This is a genomic window from Erwinia sp. TECH1, from assembly GCF_054057575.1.
Genome location: NZ_JBSRZK010000001.1, coordinates 1,392,915 through 1,418,405, shown reverse-complemented (window position 1 = coordinate 1,418,405; position 25,491 = coordinate 1,392,915). Strand labels below are relative to the sequence as shown.

At 55.2% G+C, this 25,491-nt stretch carries 27 protein-coding genes, 1 tRNA gene and 2 pseudogenes; 21 read left to right on the top strand and 9 right to left on the bottom strand.

The window, feature by feature from the left end; genetic code table 11:
- Positions 1-11: 11 nt before the first annotated feature.
- The 3 genes and pseudogenes from ACVWZ0_RS06585 to ACVWZ0_RS06575 all read left to right on the top strand — a co-directional run bounded on the left by ACVWZ0_RS06585 (position 12) and on the right by ACVWZ0_RS06575 (position 1,383).
- Positions 12-374 (top strand): tlde1 domain-containing protein, encoded by a 363-nt coding sequence (locus ACVWZ0_RS06585; RefSeq protein WP_253454984.1) that lies wholly within the window; start codon positions 12-14, stop codon positions 372-374.
- A 465-nt stretch (positions 375-839) separates the two neighbouring features.
- Positions 840-944 (top strand): annotated as a pseudogene (locus tag ACVWZ0_RS06580) (DUF3289 family protein); the annotation flags it as partial.
- Positions 937-1,383 (top strand): DUF943 family protein, encoded by a 447-nt coding sequence (locus ACVWZ0_RS06575; protein ID WP_253454985.1) that lies wholly within the window; start codon positions 937-939, stop codon positions 1,381-1,383. The pseudogene ACVWZ0_RS06580 and the gene ACVWZ0_RS06575, both read left to right, overlap by 8 nt.
- Before the next feature lie 73 nt (positions 1,384-1,456).
- On the opposite strand, the gene hxsD is transcribed toward ACVWZ0_RS06575, so the two are convergent.
- Positions 1,457-1,705 (bottom strand): His-Xaa-Ser system protein HxsD, encoded by a 249-nt coding sequence (gene hxsD, locus ACVWZ0_RS06570; protein ID WP_301252392.1) that lies wholly within the window; start codon positions 1,703-1,705, stop codon positions 1,457-1,459.
- Between the two features lie 370 nt (positions 1,706-2,075).
- Here hxsD and ACVWZ0_RS06565 point away from each other — a divergent pair.
- Positions 2,076-2,353 (top strand): annotated as a pseudogene (locus ACVWZ0_RS06565) (tyrosine-type recombinase/integrase); the annotation flags it as partial.
- A 15-nt stretch (positions 2,354-2,368) separates the two neighbouring features.
- Here the strand turns inward: ACVWZ0_RS06565 and ACVWZ0_RS06560 are convergent.
- A tRNA-Arg gene (locus ACVWZ0_RS06560) sits at positions 2,369-2,445 on the bottom strand.
- A gap of 183 nt (positions 2,446-2,628) precedes the next feature.
- On the opposite strand from ACVWZ0_RS06560, the gene folD reads away from it, so the two are divergent.
- Together folD and ybcJ are read left to right on the top strand one after the other, a co-directional pair.
- Positions 2,629-3,495 carry a bifunctional methylenetetrahydrofolate dehydrogenase/methenyltetrahydrofolate cyclohydrolase FolD gene (gene folD, locus ACVWZ0_RS06555; RefSeq protein ID WP_253454987.1) on the top strand — a complete coding sequence of 289 codons (867 nt, stop codon included), beginning with the start codon at positions 2,629-2,631 and terminating at the stop codon, positions 3,493-3,495.
- Complete coding sequence (gene ybcJ, locus ACVWZ0_RS06550; protein ID WP_253454988.1) at positions 3,495-3,707, top strand: ribosome-associated protein YbcJ; 213 nt, start codon at positions 3,495-3,497, stop codon at positions 3,705-3,707. Before folD ends, ybcJ begins: the two co-directional genes overlap by 1 nt.
- Positions 3,708-3,798: 91 nt before the next feature.
- Here the strand turns inward: ybcJ and cysS are convergent, their stop codons facing one another.
- Positions 3,799-5,187, bottom strand: a complete 1,389-nt coding sequence (gene cysS, locus ACVWZ0_RS06545) for a cysteine--tRNA ligase (protein ID WP_253454989.1) — start codon at positions 5,185-5,187, stop codon at positions 3,799-3,801.
- Between the two features lie 231 nt (positions 5,188-5,418).
- Between cysS and ppiB the strand changes: the two genes are divergently transcribed.
- From ppiB to ACVWZ0_RS06515, 6 genes are all read left to right on the top strand, one after another.
- On the top strand, positions 5,419-5,913 hold the full coding sequence (ppiB, locus tag ACVWZ0_RS06540) for a peptidylprolyl isomerase B (protein WP_125288486.1): 495 nt from the start codon (positions 5,419-5,421) through the stop codon (positions 5,911-5,913).
- Positions 5,913-6,638 (top strand): UDP-2,3-diacylglucosamine diphosphatase, encoded by a 726-nt coding sequence (lpxH, locus tag ACVWZ0_RS06535; protein ID WP_253454990.1) that lies wholly within the window; start codon positions 5,913-5,915, stop codon positions 6,636-6,638. Before ppiB ends, lpxH begins: the two co-directional genes overlap by 1 nt.
- Before the next feature lie 266 nt (positions 6,639-6,904).
- Entirely contained in the window at positions 6,905-7,414 is a 510-nt protein-coding gene (gene purE, locus ACVWZ0_RS06530) for a 5-(carboxyamino)imidazole ribonucleotide mutase (protein WP_253454991.1), read from the top strand.
- A complete protein-coding gene (purK, locus tag ACVWZ0_RS06525) occupies positions 7,411-8,490 on the top strand; it encodes a 5-(carboxyamino)imidazole ribonucleotide synthase (protein WP_253454992.1) in 1,080 nt (359 codons plus the stop codon). Before purE ends, purK begins: the two co-directional genes overlap by 4 nt.
- 159 nt (positions 8,491-8,649) lie before the next feature.
- Positions 8,650-8,877, top strand: a complete 228-nt coding sequence (locus ACVWZ0_RS06520) for a hypothetical protein (RefSeq protein WP_253454993.1) — start codon at positions 8,650-8,652, stop codon at positions 8,875-8,877.
- 48 nt (positions 8,878-8,925) lie between these two features.
- Positions 8,926-9,669, top strand: coding sequence for a helix-turn-helix transcriptional regulator (locus ACVWZ0_RS06515; protein WP_125288482.1), 744 nt, complete (start codon positions 8,926-8,928; stop codon positions 9,667-9,669).
- On the opposite strand, the gene ACVWZ0_RS06510 is transcribed toward ACVWZ0_RS06515, so the two are convergent.
- From ACVWZ0_RS06510 to ybbA, 3 genes are all read right to left on the bottom strand, one after another.
- Positions 9,637-10,290 (bottom strand): acyl-homoserine-lactone synthase, encoded by a 654-nt coding sequence (locus tag ACVWZ0_RS06510; protein WP_253454994.1) that lies wholly within the window; start codon positions 10,288-10,290, stop codon positions 9,637-9,639. The two genes, ACVWZ0_RS06515 and ACVWZ0_RS06510, sit on opposite strands and share 33 nt — an antisense overlap.
- Before the next feature lie 159 nt (positions 10,291-10,449).
- Complete coding sequence (gene ybbP, locus ACVWZ0_RS06505; protein ID WP_253454995.1) at positions 10,450-12,867, bottom strand: putative ABC transporter permease subunit YbbP; 2,418 nt, start codon at positions 12,865-12,867, stop codon at positions 10,450-10,452.
- Positions 12,864-13,550, bottom strand: coding sequence for a putative ABC transporter ATP-binding protein YbbA (gene ybbA / locus ACVWZ0_RS06500; RefSeq protein WP_125288479.1), 687 nt, complete (start codon positions 13,548-13,550; stop codon positions 12,864-12,866). The genes ybbP and ybbA overlap by 4 nt, the downstream gene beginning before the upstream one ends.
- Here ybbA and tesA point away from each other — a divergent pair.
- From tesA to ACVWZ0_RS06475, 5 genes are read left to right on the top strand one after another with little or no spacing between them, the layout of a single operon-like run.
- The gene (gene tesA / locus ACVWZ0_RS06495) at positions 13,521-14,144 is read left to right on the top strand and encodes a multifunctional acyl-CoA thioesterase I/protease I/lysophospholipase L1 (RefSeq protein WP_253454996.1); all 624 of its coding nucleotides are present in this window, start codon (positions 13,521-13,523) and stop codon (positions 14,142-14,144) included. The genes ybbA and tesA overlap by 30 nt on opposite strands.
- Before the next feature lie 31 nt (positions 14,145-14,175).
- Positions 14,176-14,973 carry an SDR family oxidoreductase gene (locus ACVWZ0_RS06490; RefSeq protein WP_253454997.1) on the top strand — a complete coding sequence of 266 codons (798 nt, stop codon included), beginning with the start codon at positions 14,176-14,178 and terminating at the stop codon, positions 14,971-14,973.
- Positions 14,974-15,027: 54 nt separating this feature from the next.
- A complete protein-coding gene (locus ACVWZ0_RS06485; protein WP_253454998.1) occupies positions 15,028-15,885 on the top strand; it encodes a co-chaperone YbbN in 858 nt (285 codons plus the stop codon).
- Between the two features lie 53 nt (positions 15,886-15,938).
- On the top strand, positions 15,939-16,853 hold the full coding sequence (locus ACVWZ0_RS06480) for an SPFH domain-containing protein (protein WP_253454999.1): 915 nt from the start codon (positions 15,939-15,941) through the stop codon (positions 16,851-16,853).
- Positions 16,853-17,323 (top strand): NfeD family protein, encoded by a 471-nt coding sequence (locus ACVWZ0_RS06475; protein WP_253455000.1) that lies wholly within the window; start codon positions 16,853-16,855, stop codon positions 17,321-17,323. The genes ACVWZ0_RS06480 and ACVWZ0_RS06475 overlap by 1 nt, the downstream gene beginning before the upstream one ends.
- A 47-nt stretch (positions 17,324-17,370) precedes the next feature.
- Here ACVWZ0_RS06475 and cueR read toward each other — a convergent pair whose 3' ends face one another.
- Positions 17,371-17,781 (bottom strand): Cu(I)-responsive transcriptional regulator, encoded by a 411-nt coding sequence (cueR, locus tag ACVWZ0_RS06470; RefSeq protein WP_253455001.1) that lies wholly within the window; start codon positions 17,779-17,781, stop codon positions 17,371-17,373.
- Positions 17,782-17,934: 153 nt separating this feature from the next.
- On the opposite strand from cueR, the gene copA reads away from it, so the two are divergent.
- The 3 genes from copA to ybaK all read left to right on the top strand — a co-directional run bounded on the left by copA (position 17,935) and on the right by ybaK (position 21,973).
- The gene (copA, locus tag ACVWZ0_RS06465) at positions 17,935-20,436 is read left to right on the top strand and encodes a copper-exporting P-type ATPase CopA (RefSeq protein ID WP_253455003.1); all 2,502 of its coding nucleotides are present in this window, start codon (positions 17,935-17,937) and stop codon (positions 20,434-20,436) included.
- An 87-nt stretch (positions 20,437-20,523) separates the two neighbouring features.
- A complete protein-coding gene (locus ACVWZ0_RS06460; protein WP_253455004.1) occupies positions 20,524-21,324 on the top strand; it encodes a TraB/GumN family protein in 801 nt (266 codons plus the stop codon).
- 163 nt (positions 21,325-21,487) lie between these two features.
- The gene (gene ybaK, locus ACVWZ0_RS06455) at positions 21,488-21,973 is read left to right on the top strand and encodes a Cys-tRNA(Pro)/Cys-tRNA(Cys) deacylase YbaK (RefSeq protein WP_125288471.1); all 486 of its coding nucleotides are present in this window, start codon (positions 21,488-21,490) and stop codon (positions 21,971-21,973) included.
- Here ybaK and ACVWZ0_RS06450 read toward each other — a convergent pair.
- Positions 21,970-22,836: a LysR family transcriptional regulator gene (locus ACVWZ0_RS06450; protein ID WP_253455006.1), complete on the bottom strand. Its 867-nt coding sequence runs from the start codon at positions 22,834-22,836 to the stop codon at positions 21,970-21,972. The genes ybaK and ACVWZ0_RS06450 overlap by 4 nt on opposite strands.
- 85 nt (positions 22,837-22,921) lie before the next feature.
- Here ACVWZ0_RS06450 and ACVWZ0_RS06445 point away from each other — a divergent pair, with 85 nt between their 5' ends.
- Complete coding sequence (locus tag ACVWZ0_RS06445; protein ID WP_253455007.1) at positions 22,922-23,356, top strand: multidrug/biocide efflux PACE transporter; 435 nt, start codon at positions 22,922-22,924, stop codon at positions 23,354-23,356.
- On the opposite strand, the gene ushA is transcribed toward ACVWZ0_RS06445, so the two are convergent.
- The gene (ushA, locus tag ACVWZ0_RS06440) at positions 23,345-25,090 is read right to left on the bottom strand and encodes a bifunctional UDP-sugar hydrolase/5'-nucleotidase UshA (protein ID WP_301289738.1); all 1,746 of its coding nucleotides are present in this window, start codon (positions 25,088-25,090) and stop codon (positions 23,345-23,347) included. The genes ACVWZ0_RS06445 and ushA overlap by 12 nt on opposite strands.
- Positions 25,091-25,491 lie beyond the last annotated feature (401 nt).

The window sequence follows — 25,491 nt, the reverse complement described above, 5'->3', positions numbered from 1 at the left end:
GATATAGAATTATGGCCTGGATCTACAATGTAATAACTAAAAAATTCTCCCGCAATGGCGACTATAAATTTAGCGCTGAGTATGCGGGATCGTCGGGTTACAAAGACAACCCTGATGATGAGTGCGTTAAGAATAAAGGGCTGCTGCCGCGCGGCAATTATCATATAAATGGCCCGATTGCAGTTCACCCTACGGCAGGAAGATATGTTATCAGGCTTACGCCACACAGCGGGAACAGCATGTGCGGGCGTGAGGGGTTTTTGATTCATGGTGGTAATGGCAGAGGAACCGCATCCAATGGCTGTATTATTTTGATGCGGGGATACAGGGAAAAGATAATAGAAACCGGCGATAAGGAGCTGATTGTACAATGAAAAAATTCACAACCGCTCTTCTTATATTGCTGCTCAGCGCTTGCGCATTAAATAGCTCAGAGGATAAGCTTTACAGAAAGGTGTTAATGGCCATTAATGAGCAGAAAACCGAAAAATTCTCTGATACGGATTACGAGAACATATTAGAGTACTTATCTAAAGGACAGGATCGCTGGATAAATCTTTACCCTGCGCTCGACAAAGAACCCTTTTTAAGCATCACTTATTTTCAGGAAGGATTACATATTTCGATGGCTGAAGCATTGATAAACAATACCACAGGAACATTACAATATCTCAACAAAGACAATATCGAGCATATTTGCGGAATTCCCTTTATTGAACCAACAGTTGAAGAAATAGATGTATATTACATTAAAGCACGAGCGGCGCTGAAAGCAGCTTCTGCTAAAAGCGGTTGGAAGGAACTTTGTATTTTACAACTTGAAAATTCATACTCTGGATTTCAGAATATGGTTCGTCCTACAGAGGGCAAAGCATTTTGCTCAAAAGCCATTTTTTACAAATTTTGAAGCAACCATAACATTGACAGGAGAAAACAATGTTTAAATATAAAAGGATTGGAGCAATTTTAGTTTTTTTAATATCAGCATATTGCATATGGATTGCTGCAAGGCCAACCAAAATAGTCAGAGTAGATAATGGTGCTGTTTTTGTAGAGCACTTACCAATGACTACTGAAGGAAAAATAAAATGGTGGTTAAAAAAAAGAGAATTACTTCAGAATAAATATCAAATTATTAATACTCCTGATAACTTCACAGTTATCGTCATGAATTTCAATGGTTACGAGAAACTTCCCAAAGGCACCAGAGATGGTTCAATAGATGACTATACCTGCTTTGATGATACGAATGGCGAGCATAATAATTGTGTGTATAACAGCATAGCATTTGTTGTTAGAGGAAGCATAGATGGAAAAGCATTTATAAATATAGGTGATAAAACGTATATCCAGAGCTCTGATGGCAAGGTATCCTTAAAATAACAAAACAGGATACTTTGCATAAAAATACATTATAGTTTAGATAATCTACCTTAACAGTTGAATAGTATCGGATTCATTGAGCAAGTCTCAAATTGATGCTCCTCAGAACATTGTCGATGATCAAAGTTCTAACTTCTCCAGTGTGTACCTGAAGCTTCTCCCTGAACCTGGAGTCATTCAAGATCTGCTCAAACTCTAATTTAACCTCGTCATTAAACGTCTCAAACGATACCAGCCAATTCTGCTCGTCTTCCTTGAGCTTCCAGCTAATAATAGTACTCATCCAATAAAGTCCATTTCTGATTACCCATTCAGAAACCATTTTTCTATGTTTTTTTTCACAACATTACCATCCCGAAAGTAATGCGACAAAAAGGAGAAACTTAACTTACTAGTTTCAAATCATAAAATCGCTCAGTAAATTAAATTTAAACATCAAAAAAAACAATCTGTTGTTAAATATAAGATTTCATATAAAAATTTGACGGTGGTTTTTATTGCCTATATTCGGATCCACTTTTATTAATATTTTTTTCGAAAGCCTCACAGAAAACAAAAATAAGATTATACAGTTTATTGTTTTGCGCGTAGATGTGCAACCGTGATACCCATTTAAGGTATGAGATGAGAAAATGATTAAGAGGAGTGATTTATTGACTGAAATTCAGCAAGAATATGTGCCTCCGGTCAAAAACACTGCATGGCGGGCAGCGTTAATCAGGAAGGCATTAAGGATTTCCGCTTTCAAGATTTGCAACACACCTGGGCGAGCTGGCTCATTCAGGCCGGAGTGCCGCTTTCTGCCTTACAGGAAATGGGTGGCTGGGAGTCGATAGAAATGGTGCGCCGGTATGCGCATCTGGCACCGAACCATCTGACCGAGCATGCGCGTAAAATTGACTCACTTTTGGGGAGTGACGACACAAATACGACACAAGGAGGAAATCAGGTGGGATTGAAACTAGCGTAAGCTATTGAAAAGTAATGGTACGCCCTACAGGATTCGAACCTGTGACCTACGGCTTAGAAGGCCGGTGCTCTATCCAACTGAGCTAAGGGCGCATGGGGAACAGGGTCGGATTATACGGCGCGAAGCCGTCGAGTCAACGATTTTGCTTACTAAGCCAATCTGTTGCTGCACTATTGAACAGCCCGCTCCGAATCTGTGCCTGACAGCGGCGCGCGCTTCTGCCAGAATAGGCGCCATCTCCCGTTTCAACTCAACACAGATGGATCCTCTCTCTGATGGCAGCAAAGATTATTGACGGTAAAACGATTGCGCAGCAGGTGCGCCTTGAGGTTGCAGAAAAAGTGCAGCAGCGTCTGGCCGCGGGTAAACGCGCGCCTGGCCTGGCGGTGGTACTGGTAGGTGAGAACCCGGCTTCACAAATCTACGTGGGCAGCAAACGCCGTGCCTGTGAAGAAGTGGGCTTTATCTCCCGCTCTTACGATTTGCCGGCCTCCACCAGCGAAGCGGAGCTGCTGGCGCTGATCGATAAGTTGAACAACGATAGCGAAATTGACGGCATTCTGGTGCAGCTGCCGCTCCCGGCAGGCATTGATAACGTAAAGGTGCTGGAGCGCATCTCGCCGTCAAAAGACGTCGATGGATTCCATCCTTATAACGTTGGTCGCCTGTGCCAGCGCGCGCCTAAGCTGCGTCCCTGTACGCCGCGCGGCATCGTCACGCTGCTAGAGCGTTATAACATTGACACCTTTGGCCTGAACGCCGTGGTGGTTGGCGCGTCCAATATCGTTGGTCGTCCAATGAGCATGGAGCTGCTGCTGGCAGGCTGCACCACTACCGTTACCCATCGCTTTACCAAAAACCTTCGTCACCATATCGAACATGCCGATCTGTTGGTGGTGGCCGTAGGTAAACCAAACTTTATTCCTGGCGACTGGATCAAGCCTGGCGCGATCGTGATTGACGTGGGCATTAATCGTCTGGAAAGCGGCAAAGTGGTTGGTGACGTAGATTTTGCTGCAGCTTCCGAGCGGGCAGCTTATATTACGCCGGTTCCAGGCGGTGTTGGCCCAATGACCGTGGCAACGCTGATTCAGAATACCCTGCAAGCCTGCGAAGAATTTCATGATGGAGCAGTACAATAATGGCAACTTTTTCTCTGGGTAAACATGCCCACGTCGATTTATGCGATCTGCTGAAGCTGGAAGGTTGGGTGGAAAGCGGCGGTGCGGCAAAAGACGTAATCGCGGACGGCCAGGTTACGGTAGATGGCAAAACAGAAACCCGTAAACGCTGTAAAATCGTTGCGGGCCAGACCGTCAGCTTTAACGGCAACAGCATCACCGTCGCTGAGTAAAGTCAGCTGCAGGCTGCATTTTAAAAGCTGAGCGGTCGGTGAAGAAAGTAAAAACCATTCAGGAGCCAATTGGCTCCTGAACTTTTTTAGCTTATTTACGACGCCAGCTGGTTCCCTGCGGGCCGTCTTCCAGCACGATCCCCATTTCGACCAGCTTGTCACGCGCCAGGTCAGCCTGCGCCCAGTTTTTCTCTTTACGTGCATCCAGGCGCATTTTGATCAGCGCTTCGATCTCGGCGACCTCATCGTCGTTACTTTGCGCACCGCTCTGCAAAAAGACTTCAGGATCCTGTTCCAGCAGGCCCAGCACGCCAGCCAGCTGACGCAGTTTTGCCGCCAGCCCGTTTGCGGCCGCCCTGTCTTCGGTTTTCAGGCGGTTAACGTCGCGCGCCATATCAAAGAGCACGGAATAGGCTTCCGGCGTGTTGAAATCGTCGTCCATCGCCTCGCGGAAACGGGCTTCAAAAGCCTCGCCGCCCACGGCTTCAGCCTGCGGATCGGTGTTGCGCAGCGCGGTATAAAGCCTTTCCAGCGCCGCGCGCGCCTGCTTCAGGTTATCCTCGCCGTAATTCAGCTGGCTGCGATAGTGGCCCGACATCAGGAAGTAGCGCACGGTCTCGGCATCGAAATAGCCCAGCACGTCGCGCACGGTAAAGAAGTTGTTCAGCGACTTGGACATCTTTTCACGGTCAACCATCACCATGCCGGAATGCATCCAGTAGTTGACGTAGGGGCCGTCATGCGCGCAGGTAGACTGGGCGATTTCGTTTTCATGATGCGGGAACATCAGGTCGGAACCGCCGCCGTGAATATCGAAGTGCTCGCCAAGCTGCTTGCAGTTCATGGCGGAACATTCAATATGCCAGCCCGGACGCCCCTCGCCCCACGGCGAAGGCCAGCCCGGCTCATTGGCCTTGGACATTTTCCACAGCACAAAATCCATAGGATTACGTTTAACGTCGGCGGCCACCTCAACGCGCGCGCCGGCCTGGAGCTGTTCCAGATCCTGACGCGACAGCAGGCCGTAATCGGCGTCGCTGGCAACAGAGAACATCACGTCGCCGTTGCTGGCGACGTAAGCATGGTCGCGCTCAATAAGCTTGCTGACCAGTTCAATGATGTCGGCGATATGGTGCGTAGCGCGAGGTTCCAGATCCGGCGGCAGAATATTCAGCGCGGCGAAGTCAGCGTGCATTTCCGCGATCATCCGATCGGTCAGCACGTCGATAGTTTCGCCGTTTTCGTTGGCGCGCTTGATGATTTTGTCATCAATATCGGTGATGTTACGCACGTACTTCAGCGAGTAGCCTAAATAGCGCAGATAGCGGGCGACCACGTCAAAGGCAATAAAGGTGCGCCCGTGACCAATATGACACAGGTCATAGACGGTGATGCCGCACACGTACATGCCGATTTGACCGGCATGAATAGGCTTAAATTCCTCTTTTTGACGACTCAGGGTGTTGAAAATCTTTAGCATTGAGACATTCCGTTTTTAACGTGTGCGATCGTGATAGTAACAGGCATATTCTGCCGTATTGTTAACGCAAGCGCCACGCAAAGCAAGGTTCGGCACGCTTCCGTTTATGCGGCGGTGCTGACTCGTCATCACATTTTGTGATATAAGAGCCCTCTATTTTATCGCCTGTCAGCCTGATTATTCCGCTGACGGCAGCTAAATCCACCCCTTCAACCTTTACAGGATGAGAATATGGTCACTTTCCAGACTAACCATGGCGATATCGTTATCAAAACCTTTGACGATAAAGCGCCTGAAACTGTTAAAAACTTCCTGGATTACTGCCGTGAAGGTTTTTACGACAACACCATTTTCCACCGTGTTATCAACGGCTTTATGATCCAGGGCGGCGGTTTTGAGCCTGGCATGCAGCAGAAAGCCACCAAAGCGGAAATCCGTAACGAAGCCAACAACGGCCTGAAAAACACCAAAGGCACGCTGGCGATGGCCCGTACCCAGGCGCCACACTCCGCGACCGCGCAGTTCTTCATTAACGTGGCGGACAATGACTTCCTGAACTTCCGTGACGAAAGTCTGCAGGGCTGGGGCTACTGCGTCTTTGCTGAAGTTGTGGAAGGCATGGACGTGGTTGAGAAAATCAAAGCCGTTTCTACCGGCCGCAGCGGAATGCATCAGGACGTGCCAAAAGAAGACGTCGTGATCCAGAAAGTCACCGTTAGCGAATAATGTCGCATACGCTGTTTATCGCAGATTTACATCTGTGTGAAGAAGAACCGGCAATCACTGCCGGTTTTCTTGCTTTTTTGCGGCGTGACGCGCGTCAGGCCGATGCACTGTACATCCTCGGCGACCTGTTTGAGGCCTGGATTGGCGATGACGATCCCAATCCGCTTCACGCCAAAGTCGCCGCCGCGCTTGATGAATTAAGGCTGGCGGGCGTTCCCTGCTACTTTATTCACGGCAACCGCGATTTCCTGCTCGGTCAGCGCTTTGCAAAATCATGCGGTATGCGGCTGCTGCCGGAAGCGCAACGGCTGGAGCTGTATGGTCGGCCGCTGCTGATTATGCATGGCGACACGCTGTGTACTGATGACGAAGGCTATCAGCGCTTTCGCCGCAAGGTCCATCAGCGCTGGCTGCAAAAGCTTTTCCTGTCGCTGCCGCTGTCGCTGCGTCAGCGTATCGCTCAGAAAATGCGTGCTGGCAGCAAGCAGGCCAACAGCAGCAAAACGATGGCGATTATGGACGTCAATAACGAAGCCGTTACCTATACGATGAGCCGCTATCAGGTGCAGTGCCTTATTCATGGCCATACGCACCGCCCCGCCGTTCATACGCTCACCGTTAACGGTCTGCCCGCCGAACGCGTGGTGCTGGGCGCCTGGCACACGGAAGGATCGATGATCCGTGTGACCTCATCCGGAACGGAACTGATCGCTTTTCCCCTGTAAATTCTTCCCATATTACCGTCGACCAAAACGCTTGCTGTCTGAGCTACGCCAAAAGCCTCCCGGCTTAACGTTCCGGCATCTGATGCAGTGGCTTTAAGCCTGCTGCTGGTCAGCTGACAGGCGCGAAGTTCCCCATTCCGTGATGCGATTGAACCGACGCAACCGTTTTCCTGCCCGGTGAGTCATGCTATTCTCTCAGCCCTTCCTGTCTGGCTGACCGACCAGCTTTCAGACACTGTTTGTATAATCACAGGAGTCACACCCGCATGTCTTCTACTGCCGCACCGGCCCGCATCGCCATTGTAATGGGTTCTAAAAGTGACTGGGCAACCATGCAATTCGCCGCGGACATTCTCACCAGCCTGGCCGTTCCTTTTCATTGTGAAGTGGTTTCAGCGCACCGTACGCCGGACAAGCTGTTCAGCTTTGCCGAACAGGCCGCAGAGAACGGTATTCAGGTTATTATCGCCGGCGCTGGCGGCGCGGCGCACCTGCCCGGCATGCTGGCGGCGAAAACGCTGGTGCCCGTGCTGGGCGTACCGGTGCAGAGCGCGGCGCTGAGCGGCGTTGACAGCCTTTACTCCATTGTCCAGATGCCGCGCGGCATCCCGGTCGGCACGCTGGCTATCGGTAAAGCAGGCGCGGCTAATGCGGCGCTGCTGGCCGCACAAATCCTGGCGCTACACGATGCAGAGTTAAACCAGCGTCTGTCCGCCTGGCGTCAAAGCCAGACTGACGAAGTTCTGAATAACCCGGATCCGCGGGAGGAAGCATGAAGCCAGTCTGCGTATTAGGAAATGGTCAGCTGGGGCGGATGCTACGCCAGGCTGGTGAACCGTTGGGAATAGCCGTTTATCCTGTCGGGCTGGATGCGGAACCGGAAGCGCTGCCTATCCAACAAAGCGTGATCACGGCGGAAATCGAACGCTGGCCGGAAACGGCGCTGACGCGTGAACTCTCGCATCATAATGCCTTTGTAAACCGCGATATTTTTCCGCTGCTGGCCGATCGTCTGACGCAAAAACAGCTGCTGGATCGGCTGAACCTGGCTACCGCGCCCTGGCAGCTGCTGAGCGATGCCGCGCAGTGGCCCGATGTTTTCGCCAGGCTGGGCGAGCTGGCTATCGTTAAGCGCCGTACGGGCGGCTACGATGGTCGCGGCCAGTGGCGTTTACGGCAGAACGATGTCGCTTCCCTGCCTGCGGATTGCTACGGCGAGTGCATTGTGGAACAGGGCATTAATTTTTCCGGCGAGGTGTCTCTGGTTGGCGCTCGCGCTCATGACGGCCGCACGGTTTTCTATCCCCTCACCCACAATCTGCATCAGGACGGTATTCTGCGCGCCAGCGTGGCGTTACCGACGCCGGATGCGGAACGTCAACAGCAGGCTGAAAGTATGCTGGCCGCTATTATGAACGAGCTGGACTATGTAGGCGTTATGGCCATGGAATGCTTTGTGGTGCCGGAAGGACTGCTGATTAACGAGCTGGCGCCCCGCGTGCACAACAGCGGCCACTGGACGCAGAACGGCGCTTCCATCAGCCAGTTCGAGCTGCATCTGCGCGCCATTCTGGATCTGCCTTTGCCTGCGCCCGTCGTCAGCACGCCGTCGGTTATGATTAACCTGATCGGCACGGCAGTTAACCTTGCGTGGCTGGAGCAACCGCTGGTTCGCCTGCACTGGTATGAAAAAGAAGTGCGTTCGGGACGCAAGGTAGGACACCTGAACCTTTGCGATACCAGCCGTGAATCGCTTCAGCAGGCACTGAGCGCGCTGGCGCAGGATTTACCTGCCGATTATGCTGAAGGCATTGCCTGGGCAAACACCCATCTGAAAAAAGACAGTGCTTAACTGTACTTAAGTATGGCTATTAATTTGTTGGTGAAAGTCGTATTGTATTGGCGAACAAAACAATAAATACATAATACTATTAAGTAATTAGAAGTTTTTTTTGCCAACACCAAGGGAACCACTCTCAGATTTTCTGGATAAACACGTAAATTTTGCTTCATGATTGACGTGTCAGGGTCTGGTTTGGTTCTCCTCCCTCGCTTCTCTCATCAAATTGTGCCCTTACGTCAACACCCTGTTTCTTCAGCTTCCATAAAAAGTTACTATGATTTTTCGGCTGCGCCGGACGTGCTGAACATTATTCCGCCATTTACTTTAACGCCGCTCATCTACGGCAGCCTGTCTGAGCAGGGTGCATCGTTAGGTCTGGCTTTAAAAACATGGTAAAGTCGGCTATTGACGATGGAAGCCCCACTTTCTCAGGGAGATAATTACATGTCTAAATCATATTTTAGTAATCAGGTTATCAATTCCTCCATAAAAGATTACCTTGAGAGGAAACTGACTCAGTTCAGTAACGTTAAGTATGCCTATGCGATTATGAGTAAACGCAACCCTGCGGATTTCTCTATAATTTCTAACAGGCCGGAATGGTTTCAGGTTTATGTCGAAAACAACTTTCAGTTTATCGATCCCGTTCTGATCACGGCGCTTTACCGTGTTTCGCCCTTCTCATGGGACGAAAACATTATGCTGAACAAGGGCGTCAAGGTTCCTAAGCTTTTTGATATGGCGCGTAACCACAATATCATCAACGGCTATACGTTTGTTCTTCACGACCACAATAACAATCTTGTCGTGCTCTCAATCATGCTGGACGAGCACTGTGACGATAATATTGAAGAAGTGATCCAGACGAATAAAAGCAAATTGCAAATGCTGCTGATTAACGCCCATGAAAAGCTGACGGAGCTGTATCAGGAGCAGGCAAGAAAAACTGATTTTGATGAAATGAACACGCGGGAAATATTCTCTAAAAGAGAGAATGAGATTATTTACTGGGCCAGCGTGGGCAAATCCTACCAGGAAATCGCGTTAATTCTGGGCATCAAGCTCACCACGGTTAAATATCATATTGGTAACGCGGTGAAAAAGTTGGGCGTTACCAATATGAAACATGCCATCAGATTAAGCATTGAGCTGCAGCTAATCAGGCCGGTGCTGACTGACGGGGAATGAGAGCGGCCAGGCATCCAGGGCCATTGTTAACTCGGGTGCCTTAGATTTTACCAGGTCAATCAATATACGCTGGTTATCATCATCTACAGGCATAAAGATCAGAAATATCTTTTCTTTTTTCTCGGAAAGACTTTGTGCCTCTACCGAAACCTTCCAGCCAGAACGCTTAAAAATGAGATACATAGGATGGCTGACGATGGCGTATATGCCGTCATATTTATAGTGACGTGCATAATTAATCATCGATAAAAAAAGCAGCGCGCTGACGGGTTTCTCACGCAGCTTTAACATCGTCATCCGCTCTTTATCGATAAACAGACGGCTGGCCTCTACGTAGTTCCCTTCGGGAAGCGTAAAATCTTTAAACCATGACCGGAACGTGCCGGTAATCATATTCGGGTGTTGGGTTTCTATAAAGCGAAGGCTGCAAACGCAGGTATCCTGGTGGACGCCAAAAACATAAGTGGTTTGTTCATTATCATATTCATCGAACTCCATCTCATCCTGGCTGTTGACCATCCAGTTGAGTCTGTCTTTAAATACTCTTTTTCTTAAACCAAATAGCTCAGTTGACTTCATTTCAGAGAGATGACGATATTTTATATCCAGCAGATCCAACATTTCAGCTATTTCCCTATTCCACTATCTACGTTATTTATGACCTTTATCACAGCCCGCAGGAAAGCAAAACCGGTCAGGCGAAACGATTCAGAGGTTCCCGGCCGCCTCAGAATACGAAAGAAAATAAATGATAAAGGCCGATACATATCGGCCTTTATTCTACGCTGCGTTATACCCTCTGAACAATGCCTTTCCTTTAAGTAACCTTATGCCTAACCAGCCGCCGCACAGCGACAGTAAACAGGTGCCGGCCAGAGGCAACGTTACCCACAGGAGATAGTCGGGCTGCCACGGGAAATCAAACACCTTACGCTGCAGGCCCCACAGCGCCGCCTCGGCGCCCAGCGTGGCGGCGATGCCGGAGACGCAGCCCAGCAGCGCAAACTCGCACCACAGCGTGTGCCTCAGCAGCTTTTTACCGGCGCCCAGCGTTCGATATACCACCAGCTCCTGCCTGCGCTGACGCATCCCGACCTGTATCTGCGCCAGCAGCAGTAAAATACCGCAGGCGGTGACCAGCACGACCATGATCTCCAGCGCCTGGCTCACCTGCGCCAGCACCTGCCCTATTTGCCGCAGGATAGTGCCGATATCCAGCAGGCTGAGTGTAGGAAAGGCACGATTCAGCTGCGCCAGCAGCGCATTATCATGATCAAGCCGAAAGCTGGTCAGCCAGGTTTGCGGCTGTCCATCCAACGCGCCGGGCGGAAAGATAAAGAAAAAGTTGGGCTTGAGGCTTTCCCAGTCCACTTTGCGCAGGCTGGTAATTTTTGCAGAGAAGGTTTGCGTATCGCCGGTGAAGGTCAGCGTATCGCCAGGCTTAACGCCCAGCCTCTCCGCCAGCGCTTCTTCTATCGAGACTTCGCCCGCCCGGGGCGGCCAGCTACCGGCAACCAGCGGATTATGGTCGGGCAGCTTTTCAAGCCAGGTCAGGTTAAGCTCGCGGTTCAGCGCGTTATCCAGCGACGGATCGGCAGGCTGCTGATTAATCGAGGTTAGCCGCGCTCTGACAATCGGATAAAAAGTCTGTGGCTGGATATGATGTTGCTCCAGGAAAGCACGCACCGGCGAGATTTGCTCCCCGGTTAAATTAAGCAGGAAATAATTAGGGCTGTCGGGCGGGAGCTGCTGCTGCCAGCGATCGAGCAGATCGCCGCGCATAACCAGCAGCAGAGCCAGCAGCATAAAAGAAAGCGAAAAAGCGGCCAGCTGGCTGAAGGTCGCCGAGGGCTGACGCAGCAGTCGGTTAACCGCCAGCCGGAAAGCCAGGTTACGCACGCGCAGCCGCCGCAGCAGCAACAACGCGCCCCACCCCAGCCCGCCCAGCAGCAGCGTCAGTAGCAGGATGCCGGCGATCAGCGCCCAGAGCAGCCTGCTGCCGCCGACCAGCAGTGCAAGCAGAACCACTATCGTCAGCGCCATTATCGGAAGATAAAATTTCAGCGGCCAGACGGAAGCGATGACATCGCGCCGCAGCACCCGCAGCGGCTGGGTAGCCAGCAACAGCCGATAGGGCCGCAGGCCAACCAGCAGGGAAATGGCAAACAGCGATCCCGTTGCCCACAGCCAGGGCCAGAAACTGGCCGCAGGCAGTTCGCCCGGCAATACCGGCCGCAGCATTTGCAGCAGCAGCGCCTCAAAGCCTTTTCCCACGATGCCGCCGCAAAGCGCCGCCAGCAGCAGCACGGCCAGCCACTGACCGACAATCAGTTTGCGCAGGGCCGCTCTGTTGGCGCCCAGCGTCTTCAGCACGGCAACCAGATCGTAACGGCTGCGGCAGTAGTGGTTCATGGCGACAACCACGGCGGCAATCGCCAGCATCAGCGTCAGCAGCGCTGAAAGCAGTAAAAATTGCTGCGCGCGCTGCATCGATTTGCCGAGGGCGTCCTCTGAGTTTTCCACGCTGATCCAGCGCTGTTCGGGCTGAATACGCGCCGCGATAAAGCGGTCGTAGTTCGCCAGCTGCGAAGCCGTCCCGGCAAATTTATAACGCCATGTCACCCGGCTTCCCGGCTGAATGGCGCCGGTCTTTGCCACATCCGCCAGGTTCATTAACAGACGCGGCGCGGTCTGAAAGGGGTTAAATCCCGCGTCGGGTTCCTGAATGACCTCTCCGGCTACGTGCAGCGTGGCATCGCCCACATCCAGCTTGCTGCCCGCCTTCACGTCCAGCAGCGCCAGCAGCCGAGGCGCGGCCAGCACGGTGCCCGCCACGGGACGCAGCCCGGCGGGTTCGGTAGCAAGCTGGCCGAACATCGGATAACGGTCGTCCACGGCTTTTACGGCAGCCAGCTGCGGCGTGTCGCTGGCGAAGGTCATGGTCATAAACGTCAGCTGACGGCCCACCTGCAACCCTTCGCGGCGCGCCTCATCCAGCCAGGCTTGCGGCACCTCGCGCGAGCTTTGCAGCGTGCGGTCGCCCGCCATATAATCGCGGCTTTGCTGGGTCAGCCCTTTTTCCATCCTGTCGCTGAGCGATCCCAGCGCCAGCACGCAGGCCACCGCCAGCGTTAGCGCCAGCCAGACAATCAGCAGCGAAGGCGATTTCCATTCCCGCCAGAACCAGCGCCAGATCATACTTCCTCCTGAAGTTTGCCATCGCGCATTCTTAAGCGGCGATCGCAGCGGGCGGCCAGCTGCTCGTCATGAGTCACCAGGATCAGCGTGGTGGCAAAATCGCGGTTCAGTGAAAACAGCTGCTCGACGATCCGTTCGCCCGTCTGGCGATCGAGATTACCGGTCGGCTCATCGGCGAACAGCAGCGCCGGACGCCCGCTAAAGGCACGCGCTAACGCCACGCGCTGCTGCTCGCCTCCGGAAAGCTGCGACGGCAGATGGGTCAGGCGCGCCGACAGCCCCAGCTGGCCCAGCAGGTTTTTCGCCTGTTCGCGGCTTTGCGCATCGCTTTCGCCGCGCAGCAGCGCTGGCAGCTGCACGTTTTCCAGCGCGTTCAGCGTCGGCACCAGCATAAAAGACTGAAACACAAAGCCGACGCTTTTAGCACGCAGCGCTGCCCGCTGTTCCTCATCCATCTGATGTAAAGGCGACCCCAGCAGAAAAACTTCGCCTTCGCTGCCGTCGTCCAGACCGGCCAGGATCCCTAACAGCGTCGACTTCCCGGAACCGGACTCGCCGATTAGCGCGATGGTCTCGGCCGGTTTGACAACCAGCTCAACTCCGGTAAGGATGGAAAGCTGATGCTCACCCTGACCGACGGACTTACTAAGACGATGAACTTCAAGAATGTTTTCCGCTGGCATTACCTTATCCTGTTATTTTTGGCTCTGACGACGCTGCGTGCGGCGGCGGCGGACAAATTGCTGGTGCTGGGCGACAGCCTGAGCGCGGGCTATCGCATGTCCGCCAGCGCCGCGTGGCCAGCGTTACTCAATGATAAATGGCAGAAATCTCCCGTCATTATTAACGGTAGCATAAGCGGCGATACGGCGGCGCAGGGTCTGGCCCGCCTGCCCGCTTTGCTGCAGCAGCATCAGCCTCGCTGGGTGCTGATTGAGCTGGGCGGCAACGACGGGCTGCGCGGTTTTCCTCCTCAGCAGCTGGAGCAGGAACTGCGGCAAATTATTCGCCTGGTGAAAACGGCTGGCGCACAGCCGCTGCTGATGCAGGTTCGCCTGCCGCCTAACTATGGCCGTCGCTATACCGAAGCATTCAGCGCCGTTTACCCCAGACTGGCGAAAGAGTTTTCTCTGCCGCTGCTGCCCTTTTTTATGGAGCGGGTCTATCTGAAGCCAGAATGGATGCAGCAGGACGGCATTCACCCGAATCCTGATGCGCAGCCCTTTATTGCCGATCAGATGGCAAAAGCGCTGGCTCCGCTAGTTAACCATGAGTAACCGAGATTGCAGATCGCCTACAGGTAAAGTTATGCAAAAAACAGTTGTTATCACCGGCTGCTCCAGCGGGATCGGCCTGGTCGCCGCCAACGATCTGCTGCGACGCGGCTACCGTATTCTGGCCGTCTGCCGTAAACCGGAAGACGTGCAGCGCATGGACGAGCTGGGTTTTACCGGCGTCGAAATGGATCTGAACAGCAGCGAAAGCGTTATCCGCGCGGCAGAGCAGATCCTTGCTTTAAGCGATAACCGGATTTTCGCGCTGTTTAATAACGGCGGCTATGGCGTTTACGGCCCGCTTACCGCAATTAGCCGTCAACAGATGGAACAGCAGTTCGCCACCAACTTTTTCGGCACGCATCAGCTGACGATGCTGCTGCTGCCGGCTTTACGCGCCAGCGGCGACGCGCGCGTTATCAATACCAGCTCGGTAATGGGCCTGATCGCCACGCCGGGACGCGGCGCCTACGCGGCCAGCAAATATGCGCTGGAAGCCTGGTCCGACACGCTGCGCATGGAGCTGCACGGCAGTGGCGTACAGGTCAGCCTGATTGAGCCAGGCCCGATCAAAACCCGTTTTACCGACAATGTGAATCAGGCCGAACGGGAGAAACCGGTAGAAAATCCCGGTATCGCCGCCCGCTTTACGCTGCCGCCGGAGGCGATCCTGCCGAAGCTGCGCCACGCGCTGGAGAGCCCGCGACCTCGCTTACGCTATCCTGTAACGATGGTCGCTCACGCCATCACGCTGCTGCGGCGTATTTTGCCGGGCCGGATGCTGGATCGCATTTTGCGCGGTAAACCGGCGCAGACGCCAACAAAACCTTGAAGCCAAAGCATCCGCCCCAATAAAGTAAGAAACCCGGAATAAAGAGACGAATTCATGTCATCACAAGCTGCTATTGTCACCATTAACGAAAGCAACCTGCATCAGACGCTTGAACAGTCGATGCAGATCCCCGTGCTGTTTTACTTCTGGTCTGCGCGCAGCCAGCACTGTCAGGAGCTGACGCCGCTGCTGGAGCGCCTGGCGCAGGAGTATGCCGGTCAGTTTATCCTTGCCGAGCTGGACTGCGATGCGGAGCCTGCCGTTGCCCAGCAGTTTGGCCTGCGCGCCATTCCTACCGTTTATCTGTTCCAGAACGGTCAGCCGGTAGACGGTTTCCAGGGCCCGCAGCCGGAAGAAGCCGTGCGCGCGCTGCTGCACAAGGTGCTGCCGAAAGAAGAAGAGCTGAAGGCGCAGCAGGCCATGCAGCTGGTGGAGGAAGGTAAGCCGCTGGAAGCGCTGCCGCTGCTGAAAGAAGCCTGGCAGTTAAGCAACCAAAACAGCGAAATGGGCTTTCTGCTGGCCGAGGTGTTAATTAGCCTGAACCGCAGCGATGAAGCGCAGGCGGTGCTGGACGTGGTGCCGTTACAGGATAAAGATACACGCTATCAGGGGCTGATCGCCCAAATCGACCTGCTGAAGCAGGCGGCCGATACGCCGGAAATTCAGCAGCTGCAGCAGCAAATTGATGCCGATCCTGACAACCCTGAACTGGCGACCAGGCTGGCCGTTCAGCTGCATCAGGTCGGCCGCAACGAAGAGGCGCTGGCGCTGCTGTTCGGCCATTTGCAAAAAGATTTAGGCGCGGCGGACGGCCATGCGCGCAAGATCCTGCAGGAGATCCTGGCGGCGCTGGGCACGGGCGATGCGCTGGCCGCAAAATACCGTCGCCAGCTCTATTCCCTGCTTTACTAACAAAGCATCCGGGCTGAATGGATCAGCCCGTTTTTCAACAACCCGGAGGTTATATGTTGACTGTTATTCCCGTTATTATTCTTGTCGCGCTGGTGCTTGTCTGGTCCGGCATCAAAATTGTGCCGCAGGGCTACCAATGGACGGTCGAACGTTTTGGCCGCTACACCAAAACGCTGCAGCCCGGCCTTAACCTTCTGGTGCCCTTTATGGATCGCGTTGGTCGCAAGATCAACATGATGGAACAGGTGCTGGATATCCCCTCGCAGGAAATCATCTCGAAAGATAACGCCAGCGTGACTATCGATGCCGTCTGCTTTATTCAGGTAATCGACTCGCCACGCGCGGCCTACGAGGTCAGCAACCTTGAGCTGGCTATCGTGAATTTAACCATGACCAATATGCGTACCGTACTGGGCTCGATGGAGCTGGACGAGATGCTGTCGCAGCGCGATAACATCAACACCCGGCTGCTGCGTATCGTGGATGAAGCGACCAACCCGTGGGGCGTCAAAATTACCCGCATTGAAATTCGCGACGTGCGGCCACCGGCCGAGCTGATTGCCTCTATGAACGCGCAGATGAAGGCGGAACGTACCAAGCGCGCCGATATTCTGGAAGCGGAAGGCGTCCGCCAGGCCGCGATCCTGCGTGCGGAAGGCGAGAAGCAGTCACAGATCCTGAAAGCGGAGGGCGAGCGCCAGTCAGCTTTCCTCCAGGCCGAGGCGAGGGAACGCGGCGCAGAAGCCGAAGCACGCGCCACCAAAATGGTTTCAGAAGCCATCGCCGCCGGGGATATTCAGGCCATCAACTACTTCGTGGCGCAGAAATACACCGATGCGCTGCAGAAGATTGGCACCTCACAAAGCAGCAAAATGATTATGATGCCGCTGGAATCGTCAAGCCTGATCGGTTCGGTCGCTGGCATCGCCGAGCTGCTGAAGGAAACCAAAAAAGACAGGCAAAGCTGATGGCGAGCGAACTGTTCGCCAATCCTGCCTGGCTGTGGCTGACGCTGGGCGGCATCCTGCTTGCGGCAGAAATGCTGGGCGCCAGCGGCTATCTGCTCTGGAGCGGCGTCGCTGCCGTGCTGGTCAGCCTGCTGGTCTGGCTGGTGCCGCTGCCCTGGGAGTGGCAGGGTTTATGCTTTGCCATCCTGACCATCCTTTCCGCGCTGTGGTGGTATAGCTGGCTGCGCGGCCGGGATCGTAAGCAGCCGCCCTCCTCGCTTAACCAGCGCGGCAGCCAGCTGATTGGCTCTGCGCTACGGCTGGAGGAAGCGCTGCACGACGGTATAGGGCATATTCGCGTTGGCGACAGCAGCTGGCGCGTCCAGGCTACGGAAAACCTTCCTGCCGGTACGCCGGTTACGGTGGTGGCGGTGGAAGGGATTACGCTGCGGATCGTCAGGCGAGATCCCAACAACGAGCAATCGGCGTAGCCCTTTCGATTTTTACGGGCCGTAAAGATGCCTTAGCGAGCGCCCGCTTAACGCCCCTTGCTCTCGTGGCAGCATCCCGCCAGGTTATCAATAATAGGGCAATCGGCGCCCTCATCGCCCGGACAGCTGGCCGCCAGCGCCAGCAGCCGCTCGCGCATCAGGTTCAGTTCGCTGATATGCGCTTCGATTTCCGCCACTTTATTCAGCGTTCTGGCTTTTACCTCGGCGCTATGGCGCTGCGGATTGTGGAAGAGCAGCAGCATTTCACGGCACTCTTCCAGGCTGAACCCCACCTGGCGCGACTGGCGTAGCAGCGTCAGCTCCTCCAGATGCTTTGTCGTGTAGTGGCGATAGCCGTTCTCGCCGCGCGAAGGCGCGGTCAACAACCCTTTTTCCTCATAAAATCGGATGGCCTTGCTGGTCAGCCCGGTTTTTTTAGCTACGTCGCTAATGTTCATATAGGGATCCGCCTGTCTGCTATCGCTTAATTTTAACACTCTTCACGGCGGGACTAAAATTGTCTGTGCCGGCCAGAGACAAGCTTGACCCTCCCCTTGATGGAAGGTTTATCCTTAATCCTGACAGTGTTCCGACTAAGCAAAGGAGTTTTTATGTCACAAACAACGGTATTAAAACTGGATGGCCTTTCCTGCGGTCATTGCATAAAAAGAGTCAAAGAAACGCTGGAGAAACGGGATGATGTGGATCAGGCCGAGGTATCTCTGGATGAAGCCCGCGTAACCGGCGACGCTGCACCGCAGGCGCTTATCGCGGTGGTAGAAGAGGCAGGCTATCAGGCCGCGCTGGCGGACGACGCGCGCCCAAAGCCTGAACCGCTGACAGTATCAGATCCCCAGCCGGAAGCGCTGACAGCGGCCCCTTCTCAGCTTCCGGCAACCGATGACAGCTTTCATCTGTTAATTGGCGGCATGAGCTGCGCCAGCTGCGTCAGTCGCGTTGAGCACGCGCTGCAGCAGGTGCCTGGCACGCATCAGGCGCGGGTAAATCTTGCCGAACGCAGCGCGCTGGTGATGGGCGACGTTTCGCCCGATGCGCTGATTCAGGCGGTGCGCAACGCGGGCTACGATGCCGAAATTATCGAAGATGAAAGCGAGCGCCGCGAAAAACAGCAGCAAACGGCGCTTAAAGCGATGCGTCGTTTTCGCTGGCAGGCGCTGCTGGCGCTGGCGTTTGGTCTGCCCCTGATGGGCTGGGGCATGCTCGGCGACAACATGATGTTAACCGCCGATAACCGCGTCACCTGGCTGACACTGGGCGCCGTGACGCTGGTAATTATGGTCGTTGCGGGCGGCCATTTTTATCGTAGCGCCTGGCGCAGCCTGCTGAACGGCAGCGCGACGATGGATACGCTGGTCGCGCTCGGCACGGCGGCGGCCTGGCTCTATTCCAGCGCGGTCACCCTGTGGCCCGCTGCTTTTCCTTCAGAAGCGCGCCACCTTTACTACGAAGCCAGCGTAATGATTATTGGCCTGATTAACCTTGGCCATATGCTTGAACAGCGCGCGCGCCAGCGATCTTCTCAGGCGCTGGAGCGATTATTGGATCTCACCCCGCCTTCCGCCCGTGTGGTTATCGCCGGTGAAGAGAAAGCGATGCCGCTCAGCGAAGTGACGCCCGGCATGACGCTGCGCCTGACCACGGGCGATCGCGTGCCCGTTGATGGCGTCATCGTCCAGGGCCAGGCCTGGCTGGATGAGGCGATGCTGACCGGCGAAGCGCTGCCGCAGGAGAAAAGCGCGGGCGACAAGGTTCACGCGGGCACGGTAATGCAGGACGGCAGCGTGCTGTTCACCGCCAGCGCGGTCGGAAAAAATACCACGCTGTCGCGCATTGTGAATCTGGTTCGCCAGGCGCAAAGCAGCAAGCCCGAGCTCAGTCGCCTGGTAGATAAAATTTCTGCGATTTTCGTGCCCGCCGTGGTCGCTATCGCGCTGCTGAGCGCGGCCGTCTGGTATTTTATCGGGCCTGCGCCGCAGCTGGTTTATACGCTGGTTATTGCCACGACGGTGCTGATCATCGCCTGTCCCTGCGCGCTTGGGTTAGCCACGCCGATGTCGCTTACCGCCGGGATGGGCCGCGCCGCCGAGTTTGGCGTGCTGGTGCGGGACGCGGACGCGCTGCAGCGCGCCAGCACGCTGAATACGCTGGTTTTTGATAAAACCGGTACGCTGACGGAAGGCAAACCGCAGGTGGCGGCCATCCGGGTGTTTAACGGTGCCGACGAGCAGCAGGCGCTCTCGCTGGCGGCCGCGCTGGAGCAAGGTTCGCAGCATCCGTTGGCCCGCGCCATTATCGGGCGCGCCGGTCAGGCTGCTTTGCCCGAGGTCACCGGCTTTCGCACGCTGGGCGGCCTGGGCGTCAGCGGGCAGATCCAGGACGAAACCTGGCGGCTGGGCAACCGTACGCTGATGGCGCAACACAATGTGGTTGAGGAGGAAATGGACAAGGCGATCGCCTCTCAGGCCGCGAAAGGCATGACGCCGGTGCTGCTGGCAGCGGGCAATCAGCTTAAAGCTATCTTTTTCCTGCGCGATGCCCTGCGTCAGGAAAGCGTCGCCACGCTGCAGCAGCTGCGCGAGCAGGGTTATCGTTTAGTGATGCTGACGGGCGACAATGAAATCACCGCGCAGGCTATTGCCAGCGAAGCCGGCATCGATGACGTTATTGCCGGGGTCTTGCCGGACGGGAAAGCAGAAGCGATTAAAAAACTACAGCAGCAGGGAGCCAGCGTGGCGATGATTGGCGACGGCATTAATGATGCACCGGCGCTGGCGCAGGCGGATGTGGGTATCGCTATCAGCAGCGGCAGCGACGTGGCGATTGAGACGGCAGGCATCACGCTGATGCGTCACGATCTGCACGCCGTGGTGGACGCGCTGGCCGTGGCAAAAGCGACGCTGCGCAATATGAAGCAGAACCTGCTGGGAGCGTTTATCTATAACGCCTGCGGCATCCCGATTGCGGCTGGCGTGCTCTATCCGTTAACCGGCACCCTGCTCAGCCCGGTCGTAGCCGGTGCCGCGATGGCGCTCTCTTCGGTAACCGTCGTCAGCAACGCCAACCGACTGCTTCGCTATCAGCCGCCAAAGTGACGCACAGTCTTGTCTGAAAGCCCGGTCTCCGTCTGTCCTTCGGTGGGCTAAACCGTTAGCATAAGGGAAACTAACGGAGCGGAGCCTATGGGAAAATTACTGCAAAAGGCTGTCGCGCTGTGGCGCAAACTCTCGCCCATTAGCTATGCCTATCCGGCGCAGGATATGGCGCTCGGCGCCCGCCATCTGCATCTGGTGGGCAGTATTCATATGGGCACGCAAACCATGATGCCGCTTCCGGCGGCGCTGCAAAAAAAACTGGCGCGGGCCGATGCGCTGATTGTGGAGGCGGATATCACCTCCGGCGCCTCGCCTTTTAGCGCCAGTGAAATCTGCCCGCCGCTGGCGGAGCGTCTGAGCGAGCGGGAGCTGGAGGAATTGCAGCGTGTCTGCCGCGAGGTCGCTATTGACGCAGAAGTTATCGATCGGCTGCCCGCCTGGCAGATAGCCTTAATGCTGCAGGCGCAGCAGGCCCAGCGTCTTGGGCTGCGGACGGATTACGGTATCGATTTCCAGCTGCTCAGCGCCGCCAAAGCGCAGGGGAAAAAAATCATCGAGCTGGAAGGGCCGCAGGCGCAGCTGGATCTGTTGAAAGCGCTGCCCGATAACGGTCTGTCGCTGCTGCAGGATACGCTGCAGCACTGGCACACCAACGCGCGCCTGCTGCAAACCATGATTGGCTGGTGGCTGGAAACGCCGCCTGCGGACAGCCGACCGGCCCTGCCCGGTACCTTTAACAGCGCGTTAAACGAGGTGCTGATGCTGCAACGCAATCAGCGCTGGCGGCAGGATCTGACGGCGTTGCCGCCAGGGGAGTATGTGGTGGCCGTGGGCGCGCTGCACCTGTATGGCGAAGGCAATTTGCCGGACCTGCTGAAAAAAGGCTAAAAAAAAAGGCCAATATCGCTACCGGCCATGAATAAGATCTGTTTTATGATTTTAGTTCGCCTTCGACAAAGGCCGAAGGGGCAAAGATTGTCGCCTGGATCCCACATTTTCGCCAGTACTTTTTTTCGCCAGTTGTTCCATGCGCCACCTGAGGAGAAGCGTCGTGACGCCAGCCGTAAAACTGCTTGAAAAGCAAAAAATAAAATTTCAGCTGCACAGCTATGAGCACGACAGCAGCGAAACCCACTTTGGCGATGAAGCCGTACGGATGCTGAACCAGGATCCCGATCGGGTGTTTAAAACGCTGTTGGTTTCGCTGAACGGCGAGGCGAACACGCTGGCGGTAGCCGTCACGCCCGTTGCCGGCCAGCTGGATTTAAAAAGCGTCGCCAAAGCGCTGGGCGTAAAGAAAGTCGAAATGGCCGATCCGCAGATCGCCCAGCGAATCACGGGCTATCAGCTGGGCGGCATCAGTCCGCTGGGGCAAAAAAAACGTTTGCCCGTAGTGGTGGATACGCTGGCGCAGCAGTTTCCCACCGTGTTTGTTTCCGGCGGACGACGCGGGCTTGAGATAGAGCTGGCTCCGCAGGATCTGGCGCGGCAGCTCAACGCCAGCTTTGCCGCTATCGCGAAGCGCGACCGCAGCTAGTTGGTCTGCGCCAGCAGCCGATCGATCATCCAGCGCCCGGCCGGGCCGGGCGGCGACAGCCGCGACCAGGCGACATCCACCGAAAGATTCTGCGGCCAGCCGGCGATCGGCAGCTCGCGCAGCACCTGATGGCCGAACTGCTCCACCAGCCAGCGCGGCAGTATCGTCCAGCCAAAGCCCTGTTCCGCCATCTCCAGCAGCAGCAGATAAGAAGGCGCAGACCAGACGCCGTTGCCCGGCCGGGGCCGCCCCTTCTCTACCCACGTGTTCAGACAGAGCTGCCGCTCGCTTTTTAACGCTTCGCTGCTGACGACAGCCTGCCGCGTCAGCGGATGATCCTGATGCAGATAAATAGCCATCTGCGCTTTAACCTGAAGCCTTGCAGTGGCGATATCAGCCGGGTAATGCGGCTGCACGCGGATCACCCCAATATGCGCCCTTCCGGCCTGGATCAGATCGATAACGTCGGCATCTTCGGCAATCATGCATTCAAATTCAATCTGCGGATAGCGATCGGCAAAGCGTCTCAGCAGCGATTCATGGTAATCCGCCTGCCAGAAATCGGAGATCGCCATGCTCAGGCAGGGTTCCACATCGCCAGTCAGGCGGATAGCTAGCTCATCCAGCCGCTCGCTGGCCGCCAGTATTTCCCGCACCTGTGCCAGCGCCCGCTGCCCGTTCTCTGTCAGCACCGGCGAGCGCCCGTCGCGGCTGAACAAGGCGAACCCCAAATCTGTTTCCAGGTTGGCCACGGCAGCGCTGACGGTGGACTGGCTTTTACGCAGCGCTCTGGCAGCGGCAGAAAAGGAGCCGCTTTCCACCGTCTGTACAAACGCCTGTAACGATTCCGGTGAATATCGCATTTAAGTATCGCTTTTTCCGATGGGTAATCATTTTATCTTAGCAAACCGGGCAGGCAAAATACCGGTCTGATTTTAAGGAGAACCAATGAGCCGTACACTGAAAGAACGTTTTTTCCACGCCCTGGGTTTTGAAGCATTGGCAGTGACGATAGTTTCGCCGCTGGCCGCGTGGGCAATGGATAAACCGCTGTTCCAGATGGGCGCGCTGGCTATTATGCTGTCGACCGTCGCCATGCTCTGGAACATGGTTTACAACGCCGGTTTCGACCGTCTATTCCCGAACGGCCGTCAGAGCTGGCTGCTGCGTATCGTGCACGCGCTGGCTTTTGAAGGCGGGTTTATTCTGATTGGTTTGCCAATCGCCGCCTGGATGCTGGGCGTTTCGCTGTGGCAGGCGCTGCTGCTGGAAATCGGCTTTTTCCTTTTCTTCCTGCCCTATACGGTGGTCTATAACTGGTTATACGACACGCTTCGCGCCAAATGGCAGCGCAAAGCGCATCCTGTGTCTTCAGAACAGTGACGACCAGACCTGGCGCATAGCCAGTTCAATACGCGGCAGCCGCCATTTTTTCGGCGGCTCGTCGGCTTTTTGTTCCGTCACGGCGGCCTTCTGCTGATAAAGAATTTCGTCGTGCGGTGCAAAAGCGCTGGCTTTCAGCGGCGAGTGCTTCTCAATATACTGTTTCAGCACCTCGGCATCGACAAAGCCGGTGTTTACGTAGCCCGGCATAGAGGTGATAACAGGATAGCCGTCGCCGCCGGTGGCGTTGAAGCTGAGCGTCGCCATGCGGTAGGTTTTGTCCGCCTGGAGCGGTTCGCCTTTGATTTTTACGTCATGAACGCTGCTGCCATCGGCCGTCAGGCTAACGTTGGCCAGCTGCGCGTAGGCGCCGGAATCGACCTGTTTATTCGCCACTACCGCCAGATATTTTTCAACTTCGCTGCCCTTCATATCGACATAGACGACCGTGTTGCCGAAAGGCTGCACCTTCAGCACATCCTTGTAGGTGATGTCGCCGGGTTCGATGGAGTCCCGCACGCCACCGCCGCTCATTACCGCGAAATCAGCGCCGGTTCGCTCTGCCTGCGCGCTCAGGAGCACACGGGCAAGGTTGGTCTGCACAAAGCGCACCTTGCTGCGATCCCCTTCCAGATGGCCGTCTACGCTGCCGATTTTGACGTTAAGCTGCGCTTCTCCCTTTTTCTGGAAAGGCGTCAGCAGCTTCATCATCGCCGGATTTTTGGCGATTTCCTGGGTGTAATTCACCCAGCTGACGCTGCCGTCGGCATTGGTCACCTTATGCCGCAGATTGATCGGCACCAGTTCGTAATGTTCCAGCGTCAGCTTGCCGTTCAGGAAGGTAAAATCGGCCCGGCCGATATATTTTCCCCATTCGTGCGCCTGAACAATCCAGGTGCCGTTTTGCCGATCCGGCTGGCACGGCGTGCCCGGCACGTAATCCGCCTGCTTAACGTTTTCCTTCGCCATACAGACCGGATCCTGAGAATGGCCGCCCACGATCATATCCAGATAGCCTGCCGGCAGCGCCCGAGCCATCTCCACGTCGCCCGGCGCGTTGGAGCCGTGATTGCCGTTATCGTAGTGTCCCATATGCGTCGCCGCGATAATCACGTCCGGCTTCTCCTGCTGGCGCAGCGCTTCCACCACCGCCTTCGCTTCCGTCGCCGGTTTATGAAAAACGATGTCGGTAAAATTCTCCGGGTTGCCGATTTTAGCCGTGTCGTCAGTGGTCAGTCCGATCACCGCGATTTTCAGTCCCATCCGATTAAACAACGCATAGGGCTGGAACAGGCGCTGTCCGGTGCTTTTCTGATAAATGTTGGCGGAAAGCAGCGGGAATTTCGCCCATTTTTGCTGCTGACGCAGCACGGAAAGCGGGTTATCAAACTCGTGATTGCCGATCGCCATCGCATCGTAGCCAATCAGGTTCATGCCGCGAAAGTCGGGCTCGGCATCCTGTAAGTCCGATTCTGGCACGCCGGTATTGATATCGCCGCCGGAGAGGATCAACACCGCGCCGCCGTGCGCCTGCACGTCGTAGCGGATCTGATCCATCATGGTTTTTTGCGCCGCCAGCCCGTACTCGTCATGCTCGTTTTGCCAGAAGCGGCCGTGATGATCGTTGGTATGCAGCACGGTGAATTTATAAACCCGGTCTTTAACCCAGGCCTGCGCGGCAAGCGGCGCGCTGAGTAAAGCCAGCGCCAATAGCGTCAGCGAGTTTTTTTTCAGTGAAAGCACAACGGATCTCCTTGTTGAAGCACTTATAAGGCTGGCGTAACCAGCAATCTACTACAGGCGCGGCGAATGGCAAGCGGTGCCGGTTTTCGGCAGCGCGTCGCGGGCCCTTAAAACAAGCGCGACGGCAAGATGAGTGCTAAATCTGCGGCCTTGCTGCATACGCATCCTCTTTAGTGCGGTTGTTTGCAGCTGTGTCGCAAAAAAGCGGCCTGCGTTTTGAAAGATAACTGCATAATCTTTATTATCAGAGCAGTCATTATTCAGCTCTCCAGCCACTTAACACATTAAAATCACGCGATCCCGTGTGTTTTTGCTGCCAGCGCTTTTTTTCACATTTTTACCTGAATAAGGCAGGCAGACTAGCCGGATATACCATACACTTTAAGCTTACA